Origin of the sequence: Falsigemmobacter faecalis (assembly GCF_003863335.1) — a bacterium.
Classification (GTDB): domain Bacteria; phylum Pseudomonadota; class Alphaproteobacteria; order Rhodobacterales; family Rhodobacteraceae; genus Wagnerdoeblera; species Wagnerdoeblera faecalis.
Genome location: NZ_RRAZ01000007.1, coordinates 1 through 11844 on the forward strand (window position 1 = coordinate 1; position 11844 = coordinate 11844).

Below are 11844 nucleotides of genomic sequence, written 5' to 3' on the forward strand. Positions count from 1 at the left end.
ATCTGCGAATTGGATCCCATTATCGGTGAGTATGGTATGGATCCGGTAGGGCACGGCTTTGAGGAGGTATTCCAGGAACTCCCAAGCGGTTTTCCGATCCGCTTTGTCGACGAGTTGGGTCACCGCGAACTTACTGGTTCTGTCAATGCCGACAAAGAGATACAGCCAATCGTCGGGCAAACGATCCCCCGGATCGTTTGCTGATCCTCCTCATACCTCCGCCGTTTGCACCTCGGCTATGTCGATGTGGAAAAAGCCGATCGGGGTGCGCTTAAACTTCTGCCGCTTGGGCTTATCGCCGCTGACATCCTCCAGCTTTGAGATCCCGTGGCGCTGCAAACACCGATGAAGAGCCGATCTGCTGAGATGTGGGATGCCGGGCTGGAGGGCATAGAGACAATCGTCCAGGGGAAGCAGAGTGTGGCGTCGGAAGGCCACGACAATAGCCTCTTCTCCCTCGGTCAGAACGGTCGAACGGGGCTCTTTCGGCCCCGTCTTCCGGTCTACAACCGAAGACCTCTTCCGCCACTTGGTGACCGTCTTTGGGTTGATCCCGAGTTCCCGGCTTAGCTCCGAGAGCACTCAAGCCTGCCTTTGAACCAATGGCAGGCAGGCTTTCGTCTTGCGATCATTCAGGCCTGCCGTTGCGCCGATGGCGGGCAAGCCCTCATTATTGCAGCTCGGACAGCGGGCCCTCGCCATGCTCACTCGGACCAGTGGCGTGCCATGGCTCGATCGTGGCGCTTCCATGACGAATTTGTCCCATAGGGCATCCTTCCATTCCCTTGAAAAGATCTCACCATCAAACCGTGGGATCAAACACCTAAGCTCTTTTCAAGTTAGCGTTGGTGACGCTGTCCTGCTCACGACATGAGCAGAGCTCATGCCCGCACTTTACGAGGACGACCGCGACGCGGCCCTGTGGCCTGTGCGGGGTGTGCGTCGCGCTTTACTTGGATCGGCCGCAGCCCGTGCTCAGAAAACAGATCACGCTTGTCAAATCCGCTTTGACGATGGCTGTTCGGGGGAAGGACCCTTCGATCCTTGGCAGGAGGTTGATGATCTCATTCGCGGTGATCAGATCAATCGCTTCCGTATAGACTTCGCTGTTCGTGTCTGCGCCCGCATGTCCCATGATGTCGAGGCGGAGCTCTGGTGCGACCCCTTCTTTCTTCAGGCGCGCGTTCACGTAATGCCGGAAGCTGTGGAAGCTTTTCTTTTCCCGCCCGTCCACCAATTGCTTCGTGAGAGCGAGGCGGAATTTATAGTCGATCTTCTCGCCGATCTTATCCTCGGTCGGCATCCGCAGGTCGGGGAAGAGCATATCAGCGCCTGCCTCGCGCAACTTAGCTGCACGGTCCAGAAGGCCCAGCTCGACCAGCTGGGGATGCAATGCGATCATTCGCGGCGAGGCGAGGTTCTTTACGCCTCTGACTTTATTGGGAGCGAAGCGATTAAATGGGATGTGAAACATCATGCCCACATCTCTTGGAGTGAGGCCGCCTATTTCCGCGCGTCGCGCGCCGGTAAAGGCGGCGATCAGGGGTAACCAGTAGAGCCCGTCGCCCTCGACTGTCGGGCCGGGCTCCTGCCATTTTTTGCCCTGGAGATTTCCACGCCAGATCGGGTGCTCGAAGAGGGGAGGAGGTCATCCGTCTGCAGCGCCGGTCGCTTGTCCCTTGCGCGCTTCGTCTCGCGGGGTTTGAGGATTTTGGTGTCAAGGGTTGCAAGGTCCCTGTAGTCCTCGCTGATCGCCTTGCGGAAGATCAGCCCAGATAACCGAGGTTCCGCTTGATGGTGGCAGGCGACAGGCCGAGCTCTTCAAGCGGGAGCTTCCTGGCCCTCTTGAGAATCTGGGCCAGTGACATCGATTGCTCGGCGCTCGACTTGCGATAGGTCTTGGGCAGGGCCTTCAACAGGTCGACGAACTTCGCCAGATGAACCTGCCGGATGTCTCGGAGATCGCTGATCTCGGCCGCTTCGGCGAACAGGCGGTATATCCTGAGCTTTTGATCGATACTCAGAGCTTTGACCTTTGCCTTGCGCTGCTGCACCTCGAAGCGCGCGATGAGATCTTCCCAGGCTGGTGAGTAGGCGGCGACCTTGTCGGCCCGAACAACAGGCTGTGCGATCTGTGGCTGAAGCGCTGCCGCGGGACTGGCAAGGGTCTCCGCAATCTGAAGGGCCTCGTCGAACCCGACTGTCGTGTCCTTGGCGGCTTGAATATAGGCTGCAGCACGGCCCTGGATATATTTATTCCGTGCGACCAGAAAGTCAGCCGCACCAATATCCTGGCGGCCGATGGCAGTCTGGAGTTGGTCTAAAATCTGGCTGCCGTGCCTGTCCTGCGGGGTGCTGGTGGCGAGCGCGACGTTGTTCTCAATGTTCTCGCGCAGCAGGGTCACCTCAACCTGACTGCGGCCCTCGATATGGAGGGCTTCGGCTTGCATATCCGTGAGCGGGGCTGCTCCCGCGCCATGCTGGGCGATCATGCGCAAAGCAGTGCCCATAGCCCAATCCTGCGCCTGATTGCTTTCGGAATCGCCCCTGTGGCGCACATCGGCGCGGAAGATCGCAATCTTCTTTTGCTCGCGCTCAATGATGAACTTGAGGAATTTGCGGGCTTCAGCGACGGTCAGGCCTTGGACGGACATGGCATCAAACAGGTTGTTGCTCTCGACCGTTACGATTGCAGCACGGCGTCGTGCAATCAACGGTTCATTCGTCCGAAGGCTGATTTGGAGGATCCTGCCACCCGCGCGGGCAGGGGGGCGGCGGCGCCAGACATAGGAAGCGCCACGACGGTAGAGATGCGATTGGAAAGCCATAGGATACCCTTAATGGACAGGGCAAATCCGATTAACGGCATCTCTTCCGAGTGTGATGCGTATCACACCCACATGGTTTTCGCGCTATTTGCGCGAAAATACCAAATTCATCAGAGCGTCAGATGATTTTGGCTCCGGCGGTAGGGATCGAACCTACGACCAATTGATTAACAGTCAACTGCTCTACCGCTGAGCTACGCCGGAACATGTGGGGTGGTATAGCTATGGTGTTCGGTGCCGTCCAGAGCAAAAAAGAAGATTTTTTGAAGATTTTTCAACGGCCCCTGTCCTGTCACGCCTCGGGCAGTGACCATAGCGCGTCGCGGGTGGCGGCGGGGTGGGCAGCGGCCAGCCTGCGCTGGCTGAGGTCGAGCAGATGAGCCAGCACATTGCGGCTCGCGGCGGGCAGAAGCGAGGGATCGACCTCTGTATAAATCCGCGCGGCAAGCTCGGCGGCGGTGCCGGGCCCGTCGTGCAGGGCCGTCAGAATCTGCGCTTCGCGGCTCAACCGGTGGGCGCGCAGTGCCTCAAGACGGGGGAGCGCGGGGTCGACCGGTGCACCGTGCCCCGGCCAGAGCACCTTTGGCGCGCGCGCGATCAGCCGGTCGAGCGAGGCCATATAATCCGACATATCGCCATCGGGCGGAGAGACGATGCTCGTGGCCCAGCCCATCGCCAGATCAGCCGAGAAAATCCCCTCTCCCATCACAAAGCAAAGGTGATTGCCGAGATGTCCGGGCGTGTGCAGCGCCTCAAGCTGCCAGTCGTCCCCGGTCAGGATCTGCCCGTCGGCGAGCCGGATATCGGGCGTGAAGCTGTGATCGCACCCCTCTCCGCCGCCCAGACCGCTCAGCCCCTGCCAGGCGGGGTTCAGGCCGTCGCGCGCGGTTCCAAAAGCCAGCACCGGCGCATGGGTGGCCGCTTTCAGGGCGGGGGCAAGGGCGCTGTGATCAAGGTGCGCATGGCTGATGAGAATGCGGGTGATGCGCTCTCCCGGGCGCAGAGCGGCCAGGAGAGCCTGCAGATGTGCGGGGTCGGCAGGTCCGGGGTCGAGGACGGTAACCTCTCCGCGACCGATCAGATAGCTGTTGGTGCCGGAGCCTGTGAGGGGCGAGGGATTGGCCGCGCGCAGCACGCGCAGATTCTGCGTGAGACTGACGGGCTGGCCCGGGACTGCGGCATCAATCGGATCGCTCGGCATGGTCTTTCTCTCCTGCGGCACTGCAAAAGCAGTTAGACCGGGGCGACGAGAGAAAGATACACCCGATTTTCCCGTTTCGGCTTTGTGCGCGAACCGGCCACCTTCGTCAGGATCTGCGCGATTTCCGGCAAAGCGCCCGGCGCGACGATCGAAAAGGAGGAGCAGATACGCGCAGGACCGTTTTCCTGCAGTACGACGTGGAGAAGGTCGCCCACCTTCGGCATTTCTCGCCCGCAGGCAGAGAGAGGTAGTATCGCAAGCGCACCCTGATCTTCGCACCACAGGATATAAGCCTGTGATTTTGAGGATCGAGCCAGGACAATAGCTTCCAAATTCCCCTCCATTTTAAACAGGTTACTGGTTAACACACGATTGCCTGCAATCATGGAGCTTGAGATTGTGACAGCAAAGCTGCAGATTTGTGTCAGGTTATTAAGTAAAAGTATTGAGTTGCACGCTAAGGTTGTGAAATATTGTAATTGATTACCAAATTGCGAATTTCCCGAATTTAGCAGAGTGGATAGCGTGAAAGAGTTCAGGATGACATTTCAGACGCCTACCCCCCGTCGCGCTGCTTCGCCGCCTGAAGTTCGGATGGTGTTCTCGGAAAACCTCAGGCAGCTGTTGCAGGCGGGCCCCTCAATCGCCGCCCTGTGCAGGGACCTTCAGCTGAACCGTACGCAGTTTCACCGGTTTCTGACCGGCGAGGCCTGCCCGAGGCAGGATGTTCTGAAAAAGATCTGCGACTATTTTGGTGTCGATGGCCGTATTCTGCTGGAGCCATTGTCGCAGATCCAGCCGCTGGCAGGGAGCCAGTCCGATCCCATTCTGCGCGAGGTGCTTTTGCCCGAGGGCAGTCGGCCCTTTGACGATTATTTCTTTCCCGATGGGTATTACCGCTATTGGCGGCGTTCTTTTTCCAGCCCCGGCAATTATGTCTCGGGGATCTGGCGGGTGCGCCGTGCGGGCGCCGTGAAGCATGTGGATGGCTGGGAGGTTTATCCCTATGCCATTCGTAGCGGCACCCGGCGGTTTGCGCGCAAAAACCACTGGGCCGGGGTGGTGGTGCAGGCCTTTGACGGGGTAAAGCTTTACACCCGCGCCGAGAGCGAGACGGTCGTGACCTTTACCTTCCTTGAATTCGGCGTCCCGCATTCCTCGTTCTATCTGCGGGGGATCTCGGTGCTGGCGCGCCGCCACATGGCGGGCGCGTCGCGCATGACGCCTCTTCTGGCCGAACGGGTGGGGACCGGGCGGGGGGATCTGCTTCGCGCCGCAAGGGGCTGCGGGATGCTTGCGGCTGAGGCATTGCCGGCGCAGGTGCGTCAGGCCCTCGACAGCACGGATCTGTTCTAATCCGGGGGATCCGATTGTCGGCTGCAGGCGCTTTGTCAGAGTGACGCTCTGTCATCCGCGGGGCGCTGACGTCCCCATTGGCGAAAATGCGCCCGGGTAAGGGTTTGGGCGGCAAACTCCGGCAGGCATGGGCGGCTTTTCGGTCCCCCGTTCAGCGACAGGGGTCTTCCGCTTTCAGTGACATCATTGATGCCCGCACCTTGATGCGGTCTCAGGGGGTGACCGCTTTCGCCGTCACCCGCTGAGACCGCCTGTTGTCAGGCGCGCAGCGGCAGACCTTCGGCCACAGTGATCGTCGCGTGACGGCCCTGGAACTGAAAGCTGAAGCGCTGACGCGGCGGCGGCGCGATACGAGAGATATGCTCGCTCTCCACCGAGATTTCGAGCGCGAGCAGCAGGGCGATGATCTCGCCCTCATAAGCGCTGTCGGTGCCGTAAAACCGCACGCGTGCGGAATGCACGCCGCGCAGCGTATGGGTAAGGTGACGGAAGCTCGCATCATCGATCAGCGATGACACGGACTGCGGAGCGGAAGCGGGAGCCTGAGCCTGCACGGGAATCCTCGGATATTTCAGGGGCCTGGGACCGCAGGGGCCAACACGCCGGGCGGGCATCATAGACCGGACTGCGCGGCGATGACAGGCGCGGCCGGGTCACAATCTGCGGCGAAGGCGAAGCTTTGCCGAAAGAGCGCGGAAAGGGGGGCTGTCTGGTCCCCGGAGGTTGGCGGGTTACGCCTTTCACAGGCCAGAGGCCGAAACGAGGATCTGACGCAGATGGGCAGGATCGCGGGCAACAGGCACGTTCATGCCGACAGCCAGCATAGGGCTGAAACAGCAGTCACCAGTTTCCGCGATCTTAGGAGGGGAAGTGGTGGGCGACCCTGGAATCGAACCAGGCGTGGGTCTCCCCGGCGGAGTTACAGTCCGCTGCCGCACCTTGCAGCGCGTCGCCCGAAGCTTGAAGGCTTCATTTATTGAAAAAACCGCCCGAAGGCGGTCCCCTCATCACAGCTGTCATACCCTCCCCGAAGGAAATGGTGGGCGACCCTGGAATCGAACCAGGCGTGGGTCTCCCCGGCGGAGTTACAGTCCGCTGCCGCACCTTGCAGCACGTCGCCCGAAGCTTGAAGGCTTCATTTATTGAAAAAACCGCCCGAAGGCGGTCCCCTCATCACAGCTGTCATACCCTCCCCGAAGGAAATGGTGGGCGACCCTGGAATCGAACCAGGCGTGGGTCTCCCCGGCGGAGTTACAGTCCGCTGCCGCACCTTGCAGCACGTCGCCCGACGCTGTGTGAGGGCTGTCTACCGGGGCACCACCGGGGCGTCAAGGGCTCTCTCTCAGGGAAAATGCAAATTCCCGAAATTTCAGGAAAAAAGTTTGCCGCCACAGGGTTAGGGGCTGTTCATTCGCTTTGGGGCAGGGGTGGCGACAGCCTGGCTTCTTGCGCAGGACCGCGAAACACGGCACGAGGGCCACTGCTTTGGCCCCGGACGATCTGTTGTGCAGAACGGGGGGGTTGCGCCGCCCTTGCGCGGATAGATTTGGCAGCGCATCCTGCCGTCAGGAGACAGACAATGAAAAAACCGTCCTGGGTGATTGATAAAGAACGCTCGCGCCGCGCCTCAGCCGCAGAGACCGTCTGGCTCTTCGGCCTGCATGCGGTGCGCGACGCGCTGATGAACCCCAACCGCGAAAAGCTGCGCCTTTTGCTCACGCGCAATGCCGCCGACAAACTGGCCGATGCAATCGAAGCCTCGGGCATGGAGCCGGAGATTGAAGATCCGCGCAAATTCAGCGCGCCGATCGACCCGGACTCGGTGCACCAGGGCGCAGCGCTTGAGGTGAAGGCGCTGGACTGGGGCAGCCTCAGCGATGTGGCCGCCGGTGGTGAGGGCAAGCCCCTGGTTGTTCTGCTCGACCGCGTGACCGATCCGCATAACGTCGGCGCGATCCTGCGCTCGGCCGAAGTCTTTGGTGCGCGCGCTGTCATCGCCCCGCGCCACCACTCGGCCCCTGAGACCGGCGCTCTGGCGAAAACCGCTTCCGGCGCGCTGGAGCGGCAGCCCTATCTGCGCGTGACCAACCTCTCTGAGGCCATGGTGACGCTGCGGGACATGGGCTATATTCTTCTGGGCCTTGATGGCGATGCAGAGCAGACCCTGGCGGAGGGCGTTGCCTCGGCAAATGGCCGTCCGATTGCCCTGGTGATGGGCGCCGAAGGCCCGGGTCTGCGTGAGAAAACCCGTGAGACCTGCGATGCGCTGGTCCGCGTTCCTTATGGCAGCGATTTCGGCTCTCTGAACGTGTCGAATGCCGCCGCCGTGGCGCTTTATGAAGCGGCCCGCGGGAAGTGAGATCACAGTTTCGCGAGGCTGCTACTTTTTCGCAGATTGCGCGTTATCTGTAACAGGTGCGGGGTCGGAACCCCCGCGCTGCGTCTCACTGTCCCTCGTTCCGTGACTGGCGCCTGGTCGTAAAGCCCGGGCGCCATTTTTCTTTTTCTGAGGGGGAGAGAATGACGCAAAATTCCGCTGATATTTCAATTGATCGCGCCATTTCCGGGGTCCGGGTGGTCGCCGTGGTGGGCTTTTCGGCCAATCACGACCGCCCGGTCTGGGGGGTGTCGCACTATATGCAAAACGCAGGTCTGCGGATTATCCCCGTGAACCCCGGTCTCGCCGGTCAGGTGCTGATGGGCGAAAAGGTTTACGCCTCTCTCGCGGACATCCCCCCTGAGATCGCGGTGGATACGGTGGATGTCTTCCGCCGCTCTGATCATGTGGCCGCGATTGCCACGGAAGCCGTGCAGCATCTGCCGCATCTGCGCACGCTTTGGCTGCAGATGGGGGTGATCAGTCCTGAGGCGCGGGCACTGGCGGCTGAAAAGGGCCTCATTTTCGTCGAAGACCGCTGCCTGAAAGTTGAGCACCGCCTGCGCGCGGGCTGATGCATCAGAGCCGCAGCGCCGCGTGGCGCTGTGGCTCTCTCCGCGGCAGCAGTTGCTCCGCCCGAAGCTTTGTGGCAGAACGTCGCACAAGATTAACACTATCAAAGGCCTGCCCATGTCGGATTTTGCCGCGCGCCGTGTGATGATGGTCGACAACCAGATTCGGCCTTCGGACGTGACCAAATACCCCGTCATCGCTGCCATGCTGGATATTCCGCGTGAAAGCTTTGTCCCGGATCACCTGATTGAGGCGGCCTATATGGGCGAGGATCTGGTTGTCGCGCCGCGCCGCGTGCTGCTTGAGCCGCGCACCTTCGCGAAACTGCTCGATGCCGTGAATATTCAAAGCGATGAGCTGGTTCTCGATGTGGGATCGGCGCTTGGCTATTCGGCTGCTGTGATCGGCAAAATGGCACAGGCCGTTGTTGCGCTGGAAGAAGATGAGGCGCTGGCCGCAGGGGCCGCGACCCGTCTGGCTTCGGTGGACAATGTGGCGGCTGTTACGGGCGCGCTGAGCGCCGGTTGCGCCGCGCAGGCGCCCTATGATGTCATCGTGATCGAGGGCGGTGTCGAAGAGATTCCGGCGGCCCTTCCTGCACAGTTGAAAGAGGGCGGCCGCATCGCTGCGCTCTTTATGGAATCGGCCGTGGGTGTGGTGCGGGTTGGTGTGAAAACCGGCGACGGAATTGCCTGGCGTGATGCGTTTAATGCCACGGCACCGGTGCTTGCAGATTTTTCCCGCAGGCCGGAGTTCGCGCTTTAAAGCCCTGCAGAGGGGCGGAACAGGGGTTCAGAATGGTGATCAGCAAAGCCCGGACGCTGATGATGGGGCTGGCAGCGGTCGTGATGACCGCAGCGCCGGTATTTTCTGAAACGCTTGGGGATGCGCTGGTCTTGGCCTATCGCAACTCGCAACTCCTTGAGCAGAACCGTGCGCTGCTGCGCGCCACCGATGAGGGTGTGGCGCGCTCGGTTGCTGCTTTGCGTCCGACGATCGATTTTGTCTTGCAGTCGGGCTATGCGAAAAACGACGTGAAGCTTGCAGGCGGGGCGCAGACCCGTGTGGAGGCGCTGTCGACCACCGCCTCGCTGACCGCCAGCCTTGTGCTTTATAACGGCGGTGCCTCGCGGCTTGCGGTTCAGGCTGCAAAGGAATCGGTGCTCGCCACCCGCCAGGCCCTGATCGGGGTTGAGCAGAACGTGCTTCTCTCGGCCGTGCAGGCCTATATGGGGCTGCGTCTTGCGCAGGATATCGTGGCGCTGCGTCAGGGCAACGTGCGCGTGCTGGCCCGCGAAATGGAGGCCGCCCGCGACCGCTTTGAGCTGGGCGAGATCACCCGCACCGATGTCGCTTTGTCCGAAGCCCGCCTTGCCGCTGCGCGCGCGCAGCTGACCGCGGCTGAGGGCGATGTGCTGGTCGGGCGCGAAACCTATCAGCTGGCCGTCGGCAAGCCCCCGGGCCGCCTGAGCGCGCCGCCGCGCCAGCCCGTCACCGCCCGCAGTGTCGATGAGGCCAAGCGCATCGCGCGCCAGCAGCATTACGCCATCCGTCAGGTGCAGCATCAGCTGACCGCCGCGGATCTGAACGTCAAAATCGCCGAAGCCGCCATGGGCCCCAATGTGGCGCTGAGTGCGGGTCTGTCGCATGACAACCAGGGCATGACCGACCGCACGCTGGGTCTGCGCCTGTCGCAGCCGATCTACCGGGGCGGGGCGCTGTCGTCAGAGCATCGCCGCGCGATTGCCAACCGCGATGCGGTGCGCGCGCAGCTGCACTACACCGTCGCTCAGGTTGAGCAGGCGGTGGGCGAAGCCTGGGCTATCCGCTTTGTGACCGGGGCTTCGATCAGCGCGGTGGACCAGCAGATCGTTGCGGCCCGCGCCGCCTTTGATGGCGTGCGCGAGGAGACCCGCCTTGGCGCCCGCACCACGCTTGATCTGCTCAACGCCGAGCAGGAGCTTCTGAGCGCCCAGGCCAGCCGTCTCGAAGCCGTGACGCGTCAGTATGTTGCGAGTTACAGCCTGCTTGCCGCCATGGGCTATCTGACCGTGGATCACCTGAAGCTTGGCATTCCGACCTATGACGTCAGCGCCTATTACAATGCCGTCAAATCCGCCCCGGTGACCTCGCCGCAGGGCCAGCGACTGGACCGCATTCTGCAGTCCAGCGGGCGGAAGTAAGCGGCGCGCGGTTGTGACACCGCCTGCAAGCGGATAGCATGAGCGGGTTGTGGCAGACAGGCCGGGATCGATGACCGAACAGACCAGACATGCGGGTGCCGATGAGGTGCTTTCCTCGCTCCGCCGCCTTGTGACGGAGGAGCCGGGTGTGGCCGCCGCCGTCCCGCCGCTGCGCCTTGCGGCAGCACGCCCGGCGCGGCTGATGCTGACACCCGCGCTGCGGGTCGACGGACCGGCTGCAGATGGCGCCTCGCAGCGCCTGACCGGGATTGAGGCAGACCTCGCCGCCCGCGATGCGGATCTCGCCGCAGAAGAGGCCCCCTTCATCACCGCGCCTGAGGACAGTTCCGCGCAGGACGCAGGCTTTCTGTCCTGGCCCGATGAGCCTGAGGCTGAGGCCGAGGAAGAGGCCCGCCGCGATGAAGAAATTTTGCGCAGCCTGATCCGCGATGTGCTGCGCGAAGAGCTTCAGGGCGATCTGGGCGAGCGGGTGACCCGCAACATCCGCCGGATCGTGCGTGCCGAAGTGGCGCGTGTGCTGGCCGTCTCGGCCACGCGGCGCGACTGAGCCCGTACTTTCTTCGGCAGGGGCCCCTGGACTAAAACGAAAGCCGCGCCCCTGAGGGGGCGCGGCTTTCGTCATCTGTCTGACCGGAAGCCGGTCAGATCTTTGAAATCAGGCAGCGTCGTGCATATCGGCTTCAAGAGCCGCGCGGCGCTCTGATTCTTCGCGCGAGAGTGCGACCGAGGTGCGCACGCCTTTGGCAACGAATTCCATCAGGCCTTTGACCACCCGCTCGTTCGGGTCGATCCCGGCGCAGGACAGCACTTCACGGCCATCGCGTGACCGCGCCCAGCGGGCGATCTGCTCAGGTCCGTTGCCATATTTTTTGTCGTCAGCGATCGCATCATCGAGAGCGGCGAGTACAACGGCTGCAAAAAGCTTGCGTGCGCGCTGGCCCTGCTCAAAGTTAAATGCGCTGCCGTCAACGAAATCAGCCATTTCGTCGTCCTTGGATAGTCGTGTTGGGGTTCAGTCATGCGTCTTAAGACGTCCGACCTGACTTAGGCCCTTTTTGCACTCCGGGGAAATACCCATTTGGAATGCCTGCCATGCAACCTGCGCATAACTCGGGGTGTGAAGGTCGTCAGTTTAGCGCTAGACCGGCGAATACTGGGACGGATGTGGGGGCGCTGCCGCCTTCTGTCAAGGCGCAGCCCCTGCGTCATTGTCGCAGGGGCACGCTCTCGTGATTTCCCCCCTTGACCTGCCTTTTTGCTGGCCAAGAAGCCGGGCCTCAGGCTAAGATGCCTCCCAAGATCCGC

12 protein-coding genes, 4 tRNA genes and 1 pseudogene are annotated in these 11844 nt (G+C 61.8%); 6 read left to right on the top strand and 11 right to left on the bottom strand.

What is annotated here, in order from left to right; genetic code table 11:
* The 6 genes and pseudogenes from EG244_RS05930 to EG244_RS05955 all read right to left on the bottom strand — a co-directional run.
* Positions 1–579, bottom strand: a pseudogene (locus tag EG244_RS05930) (IS481 family transposase); the annotation flags it as partial.
* A gap of 370 nt (positions 580–949) precedes the next feature.
* Positions 950–1477, bottom strand: coding sequence for a site-specific integrase (locus tag EG244_RS05935; RefSeq protein ID WP_158617247.1), 528 nt, complete (start codon positions 1475–1477; stop codon positions 950–952).
* Positions 1478–1766: 289 nt separating this feature from the next.
* Entirely contained in the window at positions 1767–2828 is a 1062-nt protein-coding gene (locus tag EG244_RS05940; RefSeq protein ID WP_124964101.1) for a DUF6538 domain-containing protein, read from the bottom strand.
* A 129-nt stretch (positions 2829–2957) separates the two neighbouring features.
* Positions 2958–3032 (bottom strand) — tRNA-Asn (locus EG244_RS05945).
* 88 nt (positions 3033–3120) lie between these two features.
* Positions 3121–4029 (bottom strand): MBL fold metallo-hydrolase, encoded by a 909-nt coding sequence (locus EG244_RS05950; RefSeq protein WP_124964102.1) that lies wholly within the window; start codon positions 4027–4029, stop codon positions 3121–3123.
* A gap of 32 nt (positions 4030–4061) precedes the next feature.
* Positions 4062–4361, bottom strand: a complete 300-nt coding sequence (locus EG244_RS05955; protein ID WP_124964103.1) for a hypothetical protein — start codon at positions 4359–4361, stop codon at positions 4062–4064.
* Positions 4362–4569: 208 nt separating this feature from the next.
* Here EG244_RS05955 and EG244_RS05960 point away from each other — a divergent pair, with 208 nt between their 5' ends.
* Positions 4570–5385, top strand: coding sequence for a helix-turn-helix domain-containing protein (locus EG244_RS05960; RefSeq protein ID WP_124964104.1), 816 nt, complete (start codon positions 4570–4572; stop codon positions 5383–5385).
* Between the two features lie 257 nt (positions 5386–5642).
* Here EG244_RS05960 and EG244_RS05965 read toward each other — a convergent pair whose 3' ends face one another.
* The 4 genes from EG244_RS05965 to EG244_RS05975 form a co-directional block, all read right to left on the bottom strand.
* Positions 5643–5903, bottom strand: a complete 261-nt coding sequence (locus EG244_RS05965; protein WP_199737817.1) for a hypothetical protein — start codon at positions 5901–5903, stop codon at positions 5643–5645.
* Between the two features lie 353 nt (positions 5904–6256).
* Positions 6257–6340: transfer RNA gene (locus tag EG244_RS20325), tRNA-Tyr, on the bottom strand.
* Positions 6341–6422: 82 nt separating this feature from the next.
* Positions 6423–6506, bottom strand: a tRNA-Tyr gene (locus EG244_RS05970).
* 82 nt (positions 6507–6588) lie between these two features.
* Positions 6589–6672: transfer RNA gene (locus tag EG244_RS05975), tRNA-Tyr, on the bottom strand.
* A gap of 292 nt (positions 6673–6964) precedes the next feature.
* On the opposite strand from EG244_RS05975, the gene rlmB reads away from it, so the two are divergent.
* From rlmB to EG244_RS06000, 5 genes are all read left to right on the top strand, one after another.
* On the top strand, positions 6965–7744 hold the full coding sequence (gene rlmB / locus EG244_RS05980) for a 23S rRNA (guanosine(2251)-2'-O)-methyltransferase RlmB (RefSeq protein ID WP_124964106.1): 780 nt from the start codon (positions 6965–6967) through the stop codon (positions 7742–7744).
* 161 nt (positions 7745–7905) lie between these two features.
* Positions 7906–8337, top strand: coding sequence for a CoA-binding protein (locus EG244_RS05985; protein WP_124964107.1), 432 nt, complete (start codon positions 7906–7908; stop codon positions 8335–8337).
* Positions 8338–8452: 115 nt separating this feature from the next.
* Complete coding sequence (locus EG244_RS05990) at positions 8453–9100, top strand: protein-L-isoaspartate O-methyltransferase family protein (protein WP_124964108.1); 648 nt, start codon at positions 8453–8455, stop codon at positions 9098–9100.
* 32 nt (positions 9101–9132) lie between these two features.
* Entirely contained in the window at positions 9133–10518 is a 1386-nt protein-coding gene (locus EG244_RS05995) for a TolC family outer membrane protein (protein ID WP_124964109.1), read from the top strand.
* 70 nt (positions 10519–10588) lie between these two features.
* On the top strand, positions 10589–11086 hold the full coding sequence (locus EG244_RS06000) for a hypothetical protein (RefSeq protein ID WP_124964110.1): 498 nt from the start codon (positions 10589–10591) through the stop codon (positions 11084–11086).
* Positions 11087–11194: 108 nt separating this feature from the next.
* Here EG244_RS06000 and EG244_RS06005 read toward each other — a convergent pair whose 3' ends face one another.
* Positions 11195–11521 (bottom strand): DUF6280 family protein, encoded by a 327-nt coding sequence (locus EG244_RS06005; RefSeq protein ID WP_124964111.1) that lies wholly within the window; start codon positions 11519–11521, stop codon positions 11195–11197.
* Positions 11522–11844 lie beyond the last annotated feature (323 nt).